We start from the raw sequence: 17,417 nt of genomic DNA on the forward strand, positions 1-17,417 counted from the left end.
CTGCGTCCGATCGCCCCGGAGCCGATTGCGGCGCGTCCGGTCGCGTTCCATCCGATCGCCCTGTTGACACGATTGCCTCCGTCTCCTAATCTCTTCTTCAACGAAGAGAAATCTTCGGCGAAGAAAGTTCTTCTAAGCAGAAACCTATCACGGAGGACGTCATGACCACCATCGATTCGCCCACAACCAGCACCGCGCACCCGCGTCGCCGCAAGGCCGTCCGCATCCTCGCCGCGTCGGCTCTCGTTCTCGGACTCGCCGCGGGCGGCGGATACCTCTGGCTGGACAAGACCTCCGAGGTCCGCAATCTGGGGACCTCGGACTGCGCGACCGTCGTCCCGTCCGGGGCGGCCGCGACGCCGGAGGCCGTCGCGGAGATCTGCGCCGTTCTCGACCGGCTCACCGACGCGTGGGCCGCGGGCGACGCGGACGCCTTCGGCAGCGTCTTCACCGAGGACGCCACGTACACCACCTACGTCGGCACCTACTACGAGGGCAAGACCGATCTCGTCGAAGCCCACCGCGCGCTGTTCGACGGTTTCCTGAAGGGCACCAAGCTCGCCGACTCCTACCTCGGCATCCGGTTCTACGGTCCCGACACGGCGGTGGTCACCAGCCGCGGCGACACCTACAAGGGCGACCGCAAGAGCGCCGACGAGCTGACCAAGACCCAGACCTACACCCTGGTCGAGCAGGACGGACGCTGGCTGATCGCGGCCTTCCACAACACCAAGCGCGGCAACGTCATGGAGCGGATCTCGTTCCTCTTCGCGCCCGACACGAGGCCGGCCGCCGAGCGCTGATCACGCGGCCGTCGCAGGTGGGGACGACACTGCGGCAATCTCCACCCAACCGGCCGTACACCGCGCTACGTTGGAGTATGCGCAGGCGATTCGGACACCGGACCCCCGGTGCCCGACGTCGGCATGTTCCACGATCGCCGGTGACGCCGATTCGATGTGAGTTCGAGGTGGTCACGTGAATCCACAGGCGGGCTCGGGCAAGGTGAGTCCCGAAGCGTCCCAGGCCGATTCGAATGCCCAGCCCGGGGTGGACGACCCGCAGCGTGCCGCGGAAACGCAACGCGTCGGGGAAACTCGGCGCGGCGCGGACACCCAGCGCAACGAGCCGATCGGCATCGCCGACGAGCTCGAGGTGATGGGTCTCTCCGGCGCGGTCGAGATCGGCAGGGGTGGATTCGGCGTGGTGTACCGCTGCCTGCAGACCGCGCTGGAACGGGTCGTCGCGGTGAAGGTGCTCTCCTCCGAGATCGACGTCGAGAGCCGTGAGCGCTTCCTCCGCGAGGAGCAGGCCATGGGCAGGCTCTCCGGCCACCCCAACATCGTCGACATCCTGCAGGTGGACGTCACCGCCAGCGGAATGCCGATCATCGTGATGCCGTACTGCACGCACGGCTCGCTGGAACAGCTCATCCGCGAACGGGGCCCGCTCACCTGGGCCGATTCGCTGCGCGCCGGGGTGAAGCTGGCAGGTGCGATCGAGAGCGCGCACCGGGCGCAGATCCTGCATCGCGACGTCAAGCCCGCCAACGTGCTGCTCAGCGGCTACGGCGAACCGCAGCTCACCGATTTCGGCATCGCGCGGATCCCCGGCGGCTTCCGCACCTCGAGCAGCATGATCACCGGCTCGCCCGCGTTCACCGCGCCGGAAGTGCTCAAGGGCGAGGAGCCGACCGTCCGCTCCGACATCTACGGTCTCGGCGCGACGCTGTTCGCGCTGCTCACCGGCCACGCGGCCTTCGAGAGGCAGGCGGGGGAGAAGGTGGTGGCGCAGTTCCTGCGGATCACCACCCAGCCGGTGCCGGATCTGCGCGAACAGGACATCCCGCCCGATGTGGCCGACGCGATCGAGCAGGCCATGGCGCCCGACCCGGCCGATCGACCGGAGTCGGCGTTCGAATTCGGCATGTTGCTGCGCTCGGTGCAGCGGGAGCACGAGCAGTTGCCCGACGAGATGGCGCTGCTGGACACCGCCGTGTCGCTCGAAGAACCCGATGGCGAGCACCCGGTCGAAGCGCAACCGTCCACGCGCACCGGGCGCGCGGTCACCCGGCGCAGCTGGCCGTTGACGCTGCGCCCCGCCGTGTCGCGGCATCCCGGCGGTTCGGCCACCATGCCGCCCACCGCGGCGACGAAGTTCCACCCGCCCACTCCGGTCCTCGAACCGGTGCCGCGACCACGCCTGATGGACATCCTGCGCGGCGGCGGCCGTCGCAGGCTCGCGATGATCCACGCCCCCGCCGGTTTCGGCAAGAGCATGGTGGCCGCGCAGTGGCGCGCGGAGCTGGCGGGCGGCGGCGTGCCGGTCGCGTGGATCGGCATCGACCAGGACGACGACAACGAGATCTGGTTCCTCGCCCACCTCATCCAGGCCATCCACCGGGTGCGGCCCGATATCGGCGCCGGTCTCGACCGAGCGCTCGAGGAACGCGCGGGCGATGCGGTCGGCTACGTCATGACGACCCTCATCAACGAGATTCACGCGGGCGAGGAAACCATCGTGGTGGTGGTCGACGACTGGCATCGCGTCAGCGATCCCGGCACGCACCGCGTGATGGAGTCGCTGCTCGACAACGGCTGCCACCACCTGCGCTTCGTGGTGACCAGCAGGGAACAGTCCGGGCTGCCGACCAGCCGGATGCGAGTGCACGACGAACTGGTCGAGATCGGTTCGGCGGCGCTGCGGCTGACCATGGCCGAGACGAGGCAGATCCTGGTGGAGCGCAACGGTTTCGCGCTCACCGAGGCCCAGCTGGAGCAGATCCACGAGACGACCGACGGCTGGCCCGCCGCCATTCAGCTGATCAGCCTCTCGCTGCGCGGCAACGTCGACGCCGACCAGTTGATCGCGACGCTGTCGGAGGGCAGTCACGGCATCCGCGAATACCTCGCCGAGAACGTGCTCGACGCGCTCGAACCGCGAATGCTGGATTTCCTCACCGCGATCTCGGTGACCGAGCGCGTCTCGGCTCCGCTGGCCGCCGCGCTGTCCGACGACAGCGAGGCCGAGCTGCTGCTCGCCCAAGCCGAGCAGCGTGAGCTGTTCCTGCGCCGCATCGAGCACGATCCGGAGTGGTACCGGATGCAGCCGCTGTTCGCCGAGCATCTGCGGGCCCGGCTGGAGCGGACGCAACCCGGCAAACTGAAGTCGCAGCATCGCAAGGCCTCCCGCTGGTACGCCGAACATCAGTTGCTACGCAAGTCGGTGGACCACGCGCTGGCCGCGGCGGATCTGAAGATGGCGCTCGACCTGCTCGAGGGCGGCGGCATGGATCTGATCGACGCCTCCCGGCTGGCCACCCTGCTCGGCACGGTGTCGAAACTGCCCGTGCAGCAGGTCGCTTCGCGATCCAAGCTGCTGATGGCGGTGGCACGGGCGAACGTGAATCTGCAGCAGTCCACCGCGGCGCGCAGCGCGCTCGGCAGACTGTCGAACATGCTGGCCCGCGGCTCGTCGGGCGACGCCGACGTGGTCCAGCAGCGGTGGGAGGCCACGGTACTCGCCGCCGCCGACCAGATCGCGCGGGACCACACCGAGGGCGTGCTCGATCGGATCGAGGGATGCCTGGAGCATGCGGACGAGCTGCCCGCCTGGACCGTGTCCACCGCGGCGAACCTCATCTCGTTCGTGCGGCTGTGCGAGTTCGATTTCGACGGCGCTCGCTCGATCCAGGAGTGGGCGACCCGATACCACGCCGTCTCGAAGGATCCGCTCGGTTCGGTGTTCGGTCTGTGCGGGCAGGGCGCGGCGGCCTACGAGCAGCTCGATATCGCCACCGCGACCCAGTGTTTCCAGCAGGCGTGGGAGACGGCCAGGCTCCGCTCGGGTCCGCGTACCGACGCGGTGCGGGTGGCCTCGGCGCTGCTCGGCGAATTGAACTATCGCCGAGGCGATCTCGACACCGCCGACCGGCTGCTGGACGAGAGCCACCAGCTGGTCACCCGGGTCGGTCCGGTCGACTTCCTGATCTCGACATTCGTCACCGGCGCCAGGGTGAAGGCGGTGCGCGGCGATCTCGCCACCGCGGCGGCCCGGCTGGACGACGGCGCCCGCGTGGCCGCCGAGCAGCGCTTGGTCCGGCTGGCCGCGCACATCCGCGCCGAACGGTTGCGGCTCGGCCTGCCGGTCGAGGCCGTGGCGCACGGCGACGGGCAGGCGGAGGCGCTCGGCGTCGTGCATCACCGCTTGGTCGGCTCCGCCGCGCTCACGGCCGAAGCCGAGGAGCTCGCCGGTATCCGCGGCCTGCTCGCGCGCAAGGCCCTGCACTCGGACGACACCGCCGTGCGCCGCGCCCGTGCCTTGCACGGCCGGATGCTCGAACAGGACCGTCCCCGAGCGGAATTGGACACCGCCCTGCTGCTCGCCGAATGCCTCGCCGCCTCCGGCTGGGTCGGTGAGGCCGCGGGCCTGCTGCTTCCCGCCGCCGCCACCTGCGCGGAACTGGGTTGGACCCGCCCGCTGCTCGACGCCGGACCGGGCGTGGTCGCCATCCTGCGCGTGCTGCTCACCGAGATGCACGCCGCGCCCGATCAGCTCGAGGACGTGACGCTACCCGCCGTGTTCCTGGAAGAACTCCTGGACTGACAAGCGGGCAGCGCTACGAATCCGCGTGCATCGGCGGGTACACGTCGACCGGCTGAGCCGAGCGATGCCGGTCGCGAACCAGCGTCAGCGGGTCACGCCTCCCACCAGGGGCGCAGCGGGACCGTCCACGTTCTGTCGGCGGGCAGCTTGACCCCGAGCACCTGGTGCAGCTGAACCACGTTGCGCTGGAAGCCGAGCCGGCATCCCGCCATGTACAGACCCCATACCTTGGCGGTGCCCTCGCCGACTTCCTCGACGCAGGCGTCCCAGTTGGCGACCAGGTTCTTGCACCATTCGTGCAGGGTCAGCGCGTAGTGCTCGCGCAGGTTCTCCTCGTGCAGCACCTCGAGCCCGATGTTCTGGATCTCGGAGATGATGCGGCCGGAGCCGATCAGTTCGCCGTCCGGAAACACGTACCGGTCGATGAAATCGCCCGCCTTGGTGGTGCGGGTGTTGTCCGGCCGGGTGATGCAGTGGTTCAGGAACAGGCCGCCGTCGCGCAGCTTGCTCTTGATGAATTCGAAGTAGAACGGGTAGTTGTGCACGCCGATGTGCTCGGTGAGGCCGATGGAGGACACCGCGTCGAACTCGCCCTCGGGCACGTCGCGGTAGTCCGAGTGGCGCACCTCGGCCAGATCGGCGAGCCCTTCTTCGGCGATCTTGCGCTGCGCCCATTCGGCCTGTTCCGCGGAGAGCGTCGCGCCGATGACCTTCACGCCGCGCCGCGCCGCGTAGCGCACCATGCCGCCCCAGCCGCAGCCGATGTCGAGCAGCCGGTCGCCTTCCTTCAGCCGCAACTTGTCGAAGACCAAGCGGTACTTGTTCTCCTGGGCCTGCTCCAGCGTCCAGTTCTCGTCGCCGTAGACCGCGCAGGTGTAGGTCATCGAGGAGCCGAGGACGTGCTCGTAGAAGGCGTTCGAGACGTCGTAGTGGTGGTGGATGGCCTCCGCGTCGCGGGTCTTGGAGTGGCGCAGGCCCTCGAATGCGATCCGGCGCCAGCGCGGCAGCGTCTCCTGCGGCGGCGGCGCGACCGGCTTGAGCCGCTCCCACCCGAGCGAGCGTGCGATGGTGACCAGCGCGAGCGCCGAGGGACGCCGGAAATTCAAGTCCTGCATCGCCTTCAGGAGGTCGTACGGGTCGCCGGGGTGGACGCCGGAGGCGGTCATGTCGCCCGCGATGTAGGCGCGCGCCATGCCGAGATCACCGGGCGCGGTGGCCAGGTAGTTGATGCCGCGCGGCGTCTTGATGTCGAGGGTGTAGTCCGAATCCTCCGGCCCGGTCGCGCTGCCGTCGTAGGCGGTCAGGCGAATCGGGACCTCGCCGTCGACGAGGCTCTCGAAGATCTCGGCAATGCTCAGCTTGGTTCCCAGATCCGCGAACACGTCGGAACGGTCCTTGAAAGTCGTCATTTCCTCTGCACCGCCTTCGAATACAAATCCAGCAAGCGCTGGTCCGGGTCGTAGCGTTTCTTCACTTCGGTGTAAATCTCGCCGCCGTAGAGCGCCGCGAACTCGTCCTCGTCGTAGAAAGCGTCCGAGTACAGCGATTTGTGCCCGTCGAATTCGGTCACCGTGCGTTCGATGGCGCGGTTGGCCGCGCCCTCCTGCTGTCCGGGAACGGTGGGCACGGCCGACCAGAATCCCACGTTGACGTAGGTCCGGTTCGGCTCGATCGGGTAGAGCGGCCAGGCGCGTCCGCTCGTCGCGGCGGGCGCGCCCGTGTCCCGCAAGCGCAGCGGGCACAGCCAGATCGGCTCGATCGGGATCTCGCGCAGGAACCACTCGACGAAATCCGCGGTGCGCTCCACCGGGACCTCGATGTCCTGCACCACCCGTTCGCGCGGCGGGTTGCCCTTGCGGGCCTCCAGCTTGTCGCCGATGTCGTACTTGTGGTCGAGGGCGACCAGTTTCCAGTAGAAGCTGCTGCGCCGGTAGCGCTTCGGCCAGAACCGCCGGATCCTCGGGTTCTGCGTGCCGAATGCCCGCGAGCACCAGAACCAGTCGGTGTCCCAGCGCCACAGGTAGTCGTGGATGGTGAGGCGATCGCGCGTGGGTTCGGCGGATCCGTGCTGGATCGAGCGGTAGTAGATGTCCATCCCGGTGTAGTCGCTGACCGGGCCCGGCTCGTCGGTCTGCCTGCCGAGGGTCAGGTAGCTCTCGTCGGCGGTGAAGACGACGCCGTCCAGGTAGTCGACCCGCTCGCCGTCGTAGGACTTCTCGTCCACGATCCGCGCGATCGCGGCCTCCAGTTCCCGCAGGTCGCGGAATCGCACGTGGCGCAGCGCCACATAGGGCTCGACCCGCTCGAGCTCGATCTTCAGCCGGACGGTGTAGCCGAGCGTGCCGTAGGAATTGGGGAAGCCGCGGAACAGATCCGCGTGCTCGCCGTCCGGCCGCGCGGTGATCAACTCGCCCGCTCCGGTCAGCACGTCCATCTCCAGCACGGACTCGTGCGGGAGGCCGTTGCGGAACGAGGTGGACTCGATGCCGAGTCCGGTGACCGCGCCGCCGAGCGTGATGGTCTTGAGCTGCGGAACCACCAGCGGCGCCAGCCCGTACGGCAGGGTCGCGGCCACCAGGTCCTCGTAGGTGGTCATGCCCGCGACGTCGGCGGTTCGTGCGGCGCTGTCCACCGCGATCACCGAGGTGAGGCCTGAGACGTCCAGGCCGGGTGCGGTGTTCTTGGCCCTCGCCCGGAACAGGTTCGAGGTCTTCTTCGCCAGCCGCACGTTGGCGTTCGCGGGTATGGCGCGATAACTCGCCAGGAGGCGATCCACACCCGCTCGATGCGCGGCAAACCCTGATTCGCGTGCGGCCGGACTGTGACCGGCCTTCCCCAACAGACTCACTGCCACCCCTCGACGCTAGTACGCACCGTGACCTACAGCCACTGAGAATTGATCGAGCCGGGATAAATGTCACGGGAATGTTGCATCGGGAATACCCGGTGTTCGAGGTGGCAGTCACGTCATCGGACACGAATCGGAACAAGATCGGGCTGGCGAGCGAAGCGGCAAGGGCGCAGGGCAGGATAGGGGGCGGTCGAGACACCGCATCCGGACAAGGAGCTCATTGTGGGACAGGTCAGCGCCAGCAGTTCGATCACCGTCGCCGCGGATCCGAAGCGCGCGCTCGACGCCATCGCGGACTACGTGACGGTGCGTCCGCGCATCCTCTCTCCGCACTACCGCGACTACAAGGTCGTCGAGGGCGGCAAGGGCGCGGGCACCGTGGCCGAATGGACTTTGCAGGCCACCGAAAAGCGCTCGCGCAATGTGCACGCCGTCGTTTCGGTGTCGGATTCCATTGTCACCGAGCGCGACTCGAACTCCACCATGGTGAACACCTGGACCGTGACGCCGGAGGGCGACGGCGCGCAGGTCACACTGCGCACGACCTGGAAGGGCGCGGGCGGCATCTCGGGCATCTTCGAGGGCATCTTCGCGCCGCTGGGGCTGAAGAAGATCCAGGCCGAGGTGCTGGAGAACCTGCGGCGCGAATTGGCTTGAGCTCGAATCCGAATCGAGCGAAGCAGCGGCCGGGTCCTGGAACAGGGCCCGGCCGCTGCGTTCGGCGATCGTCAAGCGGCGCCGATATCGAACAGGTTGCCCTCCGGGTCGGCCAGCGTGGCCCATTGCTGCCCGTACTCGTCGAAATCGGCGACGTGCTTCGCGCCGAGGGCGACCGCGCGCTCGACGTGATCGCGCCAATCCGGCGCTTGCAGGTCCAGGTGCACGACGTTCTTGCCCGGCGTCTTGTCCGGCACCTTGATGAACATCAGCAACGGCGAATGTCCCGATGCCCGTCCGACGGTCGCGAAGAACTCACTGGCCTCCTCGTCGACGCGCTGTTCGAGCAGCTCCGCCCAGAATCCGGCGAGCGCAGCGGCATTCTCGCAATCGAAGGTGACGTTGGCGATGGACAGCGTCATGGTCGTTCTCTCCTGTCTCAGCGTCCGCCGATGGGCCAGCAGACTTCGGTGAGGTATTCGGTGGGGTCGTCGGTGTCGTTCGGGGCCACCAGGTAGAGCTCGCGCACCGGTTCGGGCAGCGCGGTGTCGTGTTCGGCGACATGGCTGCCCAGCGCGCCGTAGGTGCGGTCGAAGTCCTCGAAGGCGCCGCTGTGCACGGCGACGGCGAAGCGGCGCGCGGGAAGTTCGAGCACCGACAGTCCCTCGGGCGGTTCGATGGCCTCGCGCGTCGTGATCGGCACGAACGCGACCACCTCGCCGGCGTCGTCTTCGAAGAAGTCCATCGCGTAGGTCGCGCCGCCGACCCCTGCGGGGGCCACGCCCGCGGCCGCCAAGGTCTCGTAGAGCAGCGTGAACGAGCGACTGCACCAGGAATCGATCCCGTCGCGCTCGACGAAGTCGGTGACGGCCAGCGCCGGAAACGCCGGAATCGAGCGGTAGCTCACCGAGATCGGCGCGGGCTCGGTCAGCAGCGAACGCAGCGAGGTCACCACCGCGCGCGTCCGCTGGAGTTCCGCCTCCATGCGCTCCAGATGCGCACGCAGCGCGCTGTCGCGGGCGGAGATGTCCGGCGCGGCGAGTACGGCCTTGATCTCGGGCAGCGGCATGTCCAAGCGGCGCAGCCGCCGGATCAGATGGGCCTGCGCCACCTGCTCGGTGGAGTAGCGCCGGTAACCGGAGCCCGGGTCGACCGACACCGGTTCGAGCAGCTCGATGTCGTGGTAGTGGCGCAGCGTCTTCACGCTCAGGTAGGTCAGCCTGGCGAACTCACCGATCGAGACGGTCGCGGTCATGCGCTCAGCGAACACCCTCCAGTGAGGGGAGAGTCAAGCGACCCGTTCAGGCAAGCGCGAAAGTCAGCAGCAGGGTGGTCTGGAGCGCGCCGCGCCACCACGAGTAGCCGAGCCACACGCCGGGGGTCACCTCGCGGATCTCGTCATAGAGCGGCGGGGTCGGCGACGGGTCGTAGTTCAGCGCCCACGCCGGGCCGCCGTCCAGGATCGCGGGTGCGCGATACACGTCGGCCCGCCAGCCTTCCGTGCCCGCGCCGGTCAGCCGGTTCAGCAGATAGCCGCCGTCGGGGCCGGTGTAGAAGGTCTTCCCGATCCACAGGCTCGGCGTGATGCCTTGAACGTAGGCGGGCCTGACCACCCAGCCGTCCTTGACGCCGATCGGCACCGCACCGGCCGGCGAGTCGTGGAAGATCGCGTCCTGCTGCTCGGCCGAGCAACGGAGGCGCAGCGAATCCAGGGTGGCCGCCTTGTCCTCGGGATACAGCACGCAGCCGCCGCCGTAGTCGGAGGCCGCGGGGGTCACCTCGGGATCTGCCGACGCGGCCGGAGCTGGGAACAAGGTCGGAAAGAGGGCCGAAACCGCGATGGCGCCCACGAGAAGTACGCGGTTTGTGCTCATTGCTGTCTCCAGAATTCACGAACCGGTATCCGACCCACCTCCAGGCTAGGCGGGTCGGGGCTGGCTGTCTCGGCATACGGGGGAGGACTAGTCTGAACCGTGACAATCTCCCCCAGAGAGGACGAGCCGTGCAGCCTGAGGGTCAGTTCGACATGCAGCAACTACTCGCCCAAGCGCAGCAGATGCAGCAGGCGGTGATGCAGGCTCAGGCCGAGATCGCGGCTTCCGAGGTGGAGGGACAGGCCGGCGGGGGTCTGGTCCAGGTGCGGATCAAGGCGACGGGCGAGGTGGTGTCGCTGACCATCGACCCGAAGGTGGTCGACCCCGATGACGTCGAGGGCCTGCAGGATCTGGTGATCGGCGCGGTCAACGACGCGATGAGCAACGCGCAGCGGCTGGCGGCCGAGCGCCTCGGACCGCTCTCCGGCGGCGGTTCGCTGCCCGGTTTGCCGGATTTCTGATCGAGGACGGGACGGTTGTACGAGGGTCCGGTACAGGATCTGATCGACGAGCTGGGCAAGCTGCCCGGCGTCGGTCCGAAGAGCGCGCAGCGCATCGCGTTTCACCTGCTCCAGGTGGAGCCGCCGGAGATCGACCGGTTGCAGGCCGCGCTCCAGAAGGTGCGCGACGGCGTGCAGTTCTGCGTGGTGTGCGGCACCGTCTCCGACGGCGAACTGTGCCGCATCTGCGCCGACCCTCGCCGCGACCGCACCATGATCTGCGTGGTCGAAGAGCCCAAGGATGTGCAGGCGATCGAGCGCACCCGTGAATTCCGTGGCCGCTACCACGTGCTCGGCGGAGCGCTCGACCCGCTCAGCGGTGTCGGGCCCGACCAGCTGCGCATTCGGGAGCTGTTGGGGCGCATCGGCAATCAACAGGACGGCGTGGACGTCAGCGAGGTGATCATCGCGACCGACCCGAACACCGAGGGCGAGGCGACGGCCACCTACCTGGTGCGGATGCTGCGCGATTTCCCCGGTCTCGCGGTGACCCGGCTCGCCTCCGGTCTGCCCATGGGCGGCGATCTGGAATTCGCCGACGAATTGACCCTGGGCCGAGCCCTTTCCGGCAGGCGCGCGTTGTAAGTTCCCGGGACTTCGTCCGGCTGCGCGGATTACAGTGCGGGGGATGAGCATCGAGTTCTTGCTGACGACGCTCGTCATCGTCGCCACCCCGGGCACCGGCGTCCTCTTCACTCTCGCGGCCGGACTGTCCCGCGGTGTGCGCGCCAGCGTCGTCGCGGCCTTCGGCTGCACCCTCGGCATCATCCCGCACATGATCGCGGCGGTGACCGGTCTCGCGGCGCTGTTGAACGCCAGTGCCGTCGCCTTCCAGACGCTGAAGTACCTCGGTGTCGCCTACCTGCTGTACATGGCGTGGAACACGGTGCGGGACAAGGGCGCGCTCGCCATCCCCGATACCGGGACCGGCCGCGCCGCGCCGAGCGCACGCCAGGTGATCACCTCGGCGGTGCTGCTCAACATCCTGAATCCGAAGCTGACGATCTTCTTCTTCGCGTTCCTGCCGCAGTTCGTGCCCGCGGGCGCGCCGAACGCGCTGGCCCGCATGCTCGAGCTGAGCGGCATCTTCATGCTGGCCACCTTCGTGGTGTTCGCGGCCTACGGCGCGTGCGCGGCGGCGGTGCGCACATATGTCATCGCGCGGCCGATGGTGGTGACGTGGATGCGGCGGGTGTTCGGTGCGTCGTTCGTCGCGCTCGCGGGGCGGCTGGCCGTGCAGAACCAGTAGCGGTCAGAACTCCACGCGGGTCCACTGGACGCGCGCGAATGCGTCCCGCTCGCCGGTGGTCCACGCCCAGATCAGGTCCGCGACCGTGGCGGGGTCCTCGACGGTGGCGCCGTAGTGCCGATCGGGTCCGCCGTCGCGGTATTCGACCGTGTATTCGCCGGGCTTGCCGCGATAGGTCTGGATGTAGTCGTGGTCGGACCGCTCGACGATCAGATACGGGTTGGGCGCCGCGAGCTCCGGAACCCACTGCCGCACAAGCGTTTCGGTGAGATAAGGGAACGTGCCCGCGCCGCCGTGGGTGACGGAGACCGGCACGTGCTCCGCCGGGTCGATCACCCAGGCGAGCTGCGGGTCGTAGATCGCGTAGCCCCGCGGCGTCGCGATGTCGAAGAGCAGCTCGCGCACGTAGCCGATCGCGTCGTACGGGCACGCCACGTGCAGCACGGCGCCGTTCGCCGCCCCGCCCACCGACTCCTCGCTGAGGAAGCTGTCCTCCTCCGGCAGCTCCAGATTCCGCTCGTTGATCTCCGCCGCCATCTCCGCGACCACCGCGGCCTCGGCCACCCCCTGCTGCCCGACCAGATACGCCTCCACCTCGGTCGGGTTCGCAGCAACACCGGACGGCAACAACACGTGGTCGTAGTTCACCCGGCCAGCGTACGGGGAGCTACCGTGCCTTCTTCGGGCACCGGGTCAGGCGCGGCGGCGGGTCGGGGTTTCGGTCGCGCAGGCGCAGCCGCCTGCGATGTCGCCGCAGCCGACGACGAAGGTATGGCGAGTATGGCAGTAGGAGAGGCAGCCGGCGTCGGTGCATTCGGGGCCGCGGCCCGCGTGGACGATCAGGGTGCCGTGGCAGTGGTCTACCGCGGATTCGCAGGATGGGCATGTCACGCGCATGGGACCTCCTGACGAGATCAATTGGTTATTCGGTCTTAGCACTCGCCTCGGGCCGATGGTGGGAGGCGGGACGGGCGTGTCGGCGGACTGCACGGCGCAAGATCGTGTGCTGAAGGCGTTGCGCGCCAAGCGCGAGAGTCCCAAAAGGCCGCGCAATCGCGTCGCAATCGTTGTGTCGAGGGGGGTGGACACACCGCGACTCGGGTCGATCGCGCGGATTCACGTGCGAAGATGGCAGCACAGTCGACCGACTTCGACGTGCCAGGCAGGCAATTCACGTCGCGCCCGCACCGTCTGGGGACCGGTCGGCGACCGGTGCGGTGCGGATCGGACGCGCGTGCGTCACGGCCGGACGCGCGACGTCTGACAGCGGAGGTGAGGTCGGCATGGTCGCCGATGCGGTGCCCCCGGCGGCGACGGCCGCCGACGTGCGGGAACAGATCGCCGAGCAGTTCGCGCGGTATCGGGCCGAGGGTGGGCACAGCGGCGCTTACGACGAATGCGGCAGGCCCACCGGCGGTTACTACGACGAACTGGTCGACGCCGAAGGCACGGTGCGGCCGATGTGGTCGGAGCTCTCGGCCGACTTCGTCGAGATCGGCATCGCGGGGCTCGGCAGGCTGGACACCAGGGTGCGCAGGCTGATCGAGGACGACGGCATCACCTACACCGAGGTAGTGCGGGCGGGCGAGGCCGCGATTCCGACGCCGTGGCGGCTCGACCCGATTCCGCTGCTGGTCTCCGCCGACGACTGGACCCGCCTGGAGGCCGGTCTGGTGCAGCGCTCCCGGGTATTGGACGAAGTGCTCACCGATGTCTACGGTTCGCGCCGCACCATCACCTCGGGGCTGCTGCCACCGGAGGTCGTGTTCGGCAACACGGGCTATGTGCGCGCCGCGCACGGCATCACGATTCCCGGACGGCATCAGCTGTTCCTGCACGCCTGCGACATCAGCCGGTGGAGCGACGGCGAGTTCCGCGCCATCGCCGACTGGGCGCAGGCGCCGTCGGGGGCCGGTTACGCGCTGGCCGACCGGCGCGTGGTCTCGACCGCGATCCCGGAGGCGTTCGAGCATTCGAGCCCGCGCCCGCTCACGCCGTTCGCCAGGGCGATGCGGCTGCTGCTGATCGAGGCCGCGCCGGTGGCCGACGACGATCCGGTGGTGGTGGTGCTGAGCCCGGGCGTGCAGTCCGAAACCGCCTTCGATCAGGCGTATCTCGCGTCGACGCTGGGTTTCCCGCTGGTCGAGAGCGCCGACCTGGTGGTGCGCGACGGCGCGCTGTGGATGCGCTCGCTCGGCACGTTGCGGCGGGTGGACGTGGTGCTGCGGCGGGTGGACGCGGAATTCTCCGATCCGCTGGACCTGCGCCCGGATTCGCATCTCGGGGTGGTCGGGCTGGTCGAGGTGCTGCGCCGCGGCGCGGTGACCGTGGTGAACACGCTGGGCAGCGGATTGCTGGAAAACCCTGCGCTGGCGGCGTTTCTGCCGCGGATCTCCCGCGCGCTGCTCGGCGAGGACCTGCTGCTGGACAGCGCGCCCACGTATTGGGGCGGCGACCCGAGCGAGCGTTCGCATCTGCTCGCCAATCTGGAGAAGCTGATCATCCGGTCGACGGTGGACGGCGCCACGCTGTTCGGGCCGGATCTCACAGCCACCATGCGCGAGGAGTTGCGTCGGCGCATCGAGGCGGACGGCTGGCGCTGGGTCGGCCAGGAACCGGCCCAGTTCTCGGTGGCCCCGGCCGTGCAGGGTTACGGCGGTCTGGCGGCGTCGCCGGTGGGCATGCGGCTCTTCTCGATGGCTCGTCGCGGCGGGTACACCGCGATGGCGGGCGGCCTCGGTCAGCTGCGCCAGCGCACCCAGCCGGACCGGGTGGTGATCAAGATCGCGGCCAAGGACGTCTGGGTCCGCGCCGCGCCCGCCGCGACGACGGCCGTCAGCGCCGAACCCCCGCACGAGGCGCGCGAGCGGCGAACCGCGCCCGTCGTCGAGGCGATCAGCTCGCCCCGCGTGCTCAACGATCTGTTCTGGATGGGCCGCTACGGCGAGCGCGCCGAGGCGGCGGTGCGCCTGCTCATGGCCACCCACGACCGCTACCAGGACTTCCGCTACCGGCCATGGATGGAGGGCGCGGAGGCGGTGACCGTGCTGATGTCGGCGCTGGCCGTGACCACCGGCACGACTGCACCCGACGCTGTCGTCCACGACGTGCGTCCGCCGCATGCCGCCGACGCCGAGTCACCCGGTGCGGCAACGGGTTTCCCCGTCGAGGGGCCCCCGGCGGAAGGTGCCGAGCACGGCAACGGCTGGGTGGCCGCGGTGGCGGGTGCGTCCCGCGAGGGGCACGACTATCTCGAATCGTTGACCATCGACCGTGAACTGCCCGGATCGCTGGCGTTCGCGATCGATCGGTACGGCTCGTCGGCGCGCGCCGTGCGCGACCAGCTCTCGCACGACACCTGGATGATTCTGAGCTCGGTGGACCGGGCGCTCGCCGAATACCGGGGCAGCGGCGGCGATCAGGAGACGGCGCTCTCCGCGGTGCATTCGCAGACCCTCGCCGCGGTGCTCTCACTCTCCGGCATCTGGTCCGAGTCCGTGGTGCGCGACATCGGCTGGTATGTCACGGATATCGGCAAACGCGTCGAGCGCGGACTCGCCGTGACGGCGCTGCTGTCCGCGGCCTTGACCGAGACCTACCCCGCGGAGGCGCAGCGGGTGGTCACCGAGGCGGTGTTGCAGGCCGCTGAGTCCTCGGTGAGTTACCGTCGGCGGCACCGGGATTCGGTCCGGGTCTCGGCGGTCGCCGGACTGCTGCTGTTCGACAGGGGCAACCCGCGGTCGCTGGCCTATCAGCTGGAACGGCTCGAGGTGGATTTCGCCGCCCTGCCCGGCGCCTCGGGATCCTCACGGCCGCAGCGGTTGCTCGCCGACGCCCAGCGCATGCTGCGTCGCCTGGACCCGGACGAGCTGGAGTTCACCGACGAGAACGGGAGGCGCACCGAATTGGCCGACCTGCTCGAAGGCGTGCACCTGCGGCTGCGCAAGATCGCGGAATCCTTCGAGACGACGAAACTCTCGCTGCCGGTGGGTATTCAGCCGCTGTGGGGCACCACCCGGGTGGTCGGATGATCGGCGGCGACGGTGCGGCCCGGCGGTATCGGGTGGCGCATCGCACCACGTACTCCTACTCCGAGCAAGTCACCAGCTCCTATGGGCGGGCCTATCTCACGCCGCGCGAGTTCCCCGGGCAGCGGCTGCTCGCGCACGACGTGCACATCGATCCGGTGCCGTCGGACCGGTCCATCGGCACCGACGTGTACGGCAACACCACCTGCTACTTCCACGTCACGGCCGAACACCGGGAGCTGTTCGTCGGCGCCGAGTCCATTGTCGAGGTCGACCCGCCCGCCGAGCCTGTGGACGGCCCGGCGCTGCTGCCCTGGGAGTCCGCCCGCCCCGGCCACGGGAACGGTCCGCTGGCCGTGGAATTCACCCTGGACCTGCATCCGCCGGAGATCACCGACGAGGTCACCGCGTACGCCGCGCAATCGCTCACACCCGGCCGTCCGCTGCTCGCCGCGGTGACCGAGCTGACCACCCGCATCCACCGCGACTTCACCTACCGCTCCGGCTCGACGAACGTCTCCACCAGGGTCATCGACGTGTTCGCCGCGCGCACCGGCGTCTGCCAGGATTTCGCCAGGATCGGTGCGGCCTGCCTGCGGTCGCACGGACTGGCCGCGCGGTACGTGTCCGGCTATCTGGCCACCGACCCGCCGCCCGGAAAGGCGCGCATGGTCGGCGCGGATGCCACGCACGCCTGGGCGGCGGTGTGGATACCGGGGGATGGCCAGGCCGACCGCGCGGGTCGCTGGATCGGCTTCGACCCCACCAACGATCAGCTCGCCGACGAGCGCTACGTCGTCGCCGCGTGGGGTCGCGACTACGCGGATGTGCCGCCGTTGCGCGGCATCATCTACACCGAGGCCAAGGAAAGCACGATCACCGTGTCGGTGGACGTCGCTCCCGTCGAGGTGTGAACGCGCTGCGCGACTCCGCTTGCCAGTATTGCGGCCACCATGCACGCCGCCTATCTGTTTCGATGGCACGAAGCGCCATCGTGGACTAACCCCTTGGCTAAGGAGGAGTCATGTCGGGTAATGCCGCAGAGCAGTTCAACATCCATGAGGCAAAGACGCATCTTTCGCGCATCCTCGAACGTGTCGAGCACGGCGAGGAGATCGTGATCAGCCGGGCGGGCCACCCGATCGCCAAGGTGGTTCCCCTCATTCGCCGGGTGGACCGCACCGGGCGTGGTTCCTTGCGTGGCCAGCTGGTCTTGAGCGCTGACTGGGACTCCGAGGAGACCAGCGCGGCGATCGGCGACGACTTCGGGCTTGCGCCATGAGTCTGCTGCTGGACACGCACGTCGTACTGTGGTGGCTGAACGACGATCCGCAGCTTGCCAGTGACCTGAAGGACCGGCTCGATCACGACCCGGACGTCTACCTGAGTGCGGTGACGGTCTGGGAGGTCGCCATCAAGCAGGCCCTCGGCGAACTCGCCGGACCCGACGACCTCCCGGAACGCATCCGCGCCAGCGGATTCGTCGAACTGCCCATAGGCCACGACCACGCCATGGCCGCTGGGCGTCTGCCACTCATTCACCGCGACCCGTTCGACAGGATGTTGGTCGCTCAGGCTCGATGCGAGAACCTGACGCTCGTCACCGCGGATCCTTACTGCCAGAAGTACGACGTGCCGATTCTGGCGGTGTAG

The 17,417-nt window shown here is 68.8% G+C and carries 17 protein-coding genes; 10 read left to right on the plus strand and 7 right to left on the minus strand.

Annotated features, from left to right (window positions below):
• Window positions 1-161 precede the first annotated feature (161 nt).
• Together AC3EO7_RS22915 and AC3EO7_RS22920 are read left to right on the plus strand one after the other, a co-directional pair.
• Window positions 162-803: an SgcJ/EcaC family oxidoreductase gene (locus AC3EO7_RS22915; protein WP_431966629.1), complete on the plus strand. Its 642-nt coding sequence runs from the start codon at window positions 162-164 to the stop codon at window positions 801-803.
• Between the two features lie 175 nt (window positions 804-978).
• Window positions 979-4,605 (plus strand): protein kinase domain-containing protein, encoded by a 3,627-nt coding sequence (locus AC3EO7_RS22920; protein WP_435592351.1) that lies wholly within the window; start codon window positions 979-981, stop codon window positions 4,603-4,605.
• A 92-nt stretch (window positions 4,606-4,697) separates the two neighbouring features.
• On the opposite strand, the gene AC3EO7_RS22925 is transcribed toward AC3EO7_RS22920, so the two are convergent.
• Together AC3EO7_RS22925 and AC3EO7_RS22930 are read right to left on the minus strand one after the other, a co-directional pair.
• Entirely contained in the window at window positions 4,698-6,014 is a 1,317-nt protein-coding gene (locus tag AC3EO7_RS22925) for a class I SAM-dependent methyltransferase (protein ID WP_431966633.1), read from the minus strand.
• Window positions 6,011-7,453 (minus strand): FAD-binding oxidoreductase, encoded by a 1,443-nt coding sequence (locus tag AC3EO7_RS22930; protein WP_431966797.1) that lies wholly within the window; start codon window positions 7,451-7,453, stop codon window positions 6,011-6,013. Before AC3EO7_RS22930 ends, AC3EO7_RS22925 begins: the two co-directional genes overlap by 4 nt.
• A 225-nt stretch (window positions 7,454-7,678) precedes the next feature.
• On the opposite strand from AC3EO7_RS22930, the gene AC3EO7_RS22935 reads away from it, so the two are divergent.
• A complete protein-coding gene (locus AC3EO7_RS22935) occupies window positions 7,679-8,113 on the plus strand; it encodes an SRPBCC family protein (RefSeq protein WP_431966635.1) in 435 nt (144 codons plus the stop codon).
• A 71-nt stretch (window positions 8,114-8,184) separates the two neighbouring features.
• Here AC3EO7_RS22935 and AC3EO7_RS22940 read toward each other — a convergent pair whose 3' ends face one another.
• Genes AC3EO7_RS22940 through AC3EO7_RS22950 form a run of 3 tightly spaced genes read right to left on the minus strand, consistent with a single transcriptional unit; the run spans window position 8,185 to window position 9,987 of the window.
• Window positions 8,185-8,535, minus strand: coding sequence for a VOC family protein (locus AC3EO7_RS22940; RefSeq protein WP_431966637.1), 351 nt, complete (start codon window positions 8,533-8,535; stop codon window positions 8,185-8,187).
• Between the two features lie 17 nt (window positions 8,536-8,552).
• The gene (locus tag AC3EO7_RS22945) at window positions 8,553-9,368 is read right to left on the minus strand and encodes a MerR family transcriptional regulator (protein WP_435592352.1); all 816 of its coding nucleotides are present in this window, start codon (window positions 9,366-9,368) and stop codon (window positions 8,553-8,555) included.
• Between the two features lie 46 nt (window positions 9,369-9,414).
• Entirely contained in the window at window positions 9,415-9,987 is a 573-nt protein-coding gene (locus AC3EO7_RS22950) for a hypothetical protein (RefSeq protein WP_435592353.1), read from the minus strand.
• A 128-nt stretch (window positions 9,988-10,115) separates the two neighbouring features.
• On the opposite strand from AC3EO7_RS22950, the gene AC3EO7_RS22955 reads away from it, so the two are divergent.
• The 3 genes from AC3EO7_RS22955 to AC3EO7_RS22965 are packed head-to-tail and all read left to right on the plus strand — an operon-like array spanning window position 10,116 to window position 11,736.
• Window positions 10,116-10,448, plus strand: coding sequence for a YbaB/EbfC family nucleoid-associated protein (locus AC3EO7_RS22955; RefSeq protein WP_431966643.1), 333 nt, complete (start codon window positions 10,116-10,118; stop codon window positions 10,446-10,448).
• Between the two features lie 15 nt (window positions 10,449-10,463).
• A complete protein-coding gene (gene recR, locus AC3EO7_RS22960) occupies window positions 10,464-11,072 on the plus strand; it encodes a recombination mediator RecR (RefSeq protein ID WP_431966645.1) in 609 nt (202 codons plus the stop codon).
• 43 nt (window positions 11,073-11,115) lie between these two features.
• Window positions 11,116-11,736, plus strand: coding sequence for a LysE family translocator (locus tag AC3EO7_RS22965; RefSeq protein WP_435592354.1), 621 nt, complete (start codon window positions 11,116-11,118; stop codon window positions 11,734-11,736).
• A 3-nt stretch (window positions 11,737-11,739) separates the two neighbouring features.
• Here the strand turns inward: AC3EO7_RS22965 and AC3EO7_RS22970 are convergent, their stop codons facing one another.
• Together AC3EO7_RS22970 and AC3EO7_RS22975 are read right to left on the minus strand one after the other, a co-directional pair.
• Window positions 11,740-12,384, minus strand: coding sequence for a hypothetical protein (locus AC3EO7_RS22970; protein WP_431966649.1), 645 nt, complete (start codon window positions 12,382-12,384; stop codon window positions 11,740-11,742).
• 45 nt (window positions 12,385-12,429) lie between these two features.
• Window positions 12,430-12,633: a hypothetical protein gene (locus AC3EO7_RS22975; RefSeq protein WP_431966651.1), complete on the minus strand. Its 204-nt coding sequence runs from the start codon at window positions 12,631-12,633 to the stop codon at window positions 12,430-12,432.
• Between the two features lie 386 nt (window positions 12,634-13,019).
• Here AC3EO7_RS22975 and AC3EO7_RS22980 point away from each other — a divergent pair, with 386 nt between their 5' ends.
• The 4 genes from AC3EO7_RS22980 (at window position 13,020) to AC3EO7_RS22995 (ending at window position 17,417) form a co-directional block, all read left to right on the plus strand.
• Complete coding sequence (locus AC3EO7_RS22980; protein ID WP_431966653.1) at window positions 13,020-15,767, plus strand: circularly permuted type 2 ATP-grasp protein; 2,748 nt, start codon at window positions 13,020-13,022, stop codon at window positions 15,765-15,767.
• The gene (locus tag AC3EO7_RS22985) at window positions 15,764-16,678 is read left to right on the plus strand and encodes a transglutaminase family protein (protein WP_435592355.1); all 915 of its coding nucleotides are present in this window, start codon (window positions 15,764-15,766) and stop codon (window positions 16,676-16,678) included. Before AC3EO7_RS22980 ends, AC3EO7_RS22985 begins: the two co-directional genes overlap by 4 nt.
• A 110-nt stretch (window positions 16,679-16,788) precedes the next feature.
• Complete coding sequence (locus tag AC3EO7_RS22990; RefSeq protein ID WP_431966658.1) at window positions 16,789-17,046, plus strand: type II toxin-antitoxin system Phd/YefM family antitoxin; 258 nt, start codon at window positions 16,789-16,791, stop codon at window positions 17,044-17,046.
• Window positions 17,043-17,417: a type II toxin-antitoxin system VapC family toxin gene (locus AC3EO7_RS22995; RefSeq protein WP_435592356.1), complete on the plus strand. Its 375-nt coding sequence runs from the start codon at window positions 17,043-17,045 to the stop codon at window positions 17,415-17,417. The genes AC3EO7_RS22990 and AC3EO7_RS22995 overlap by 4 nt, the downstream gene beginning before the upstream one ends.

The organism is Nocardia sp. bgisy118 (assembly GCF_057708605.1).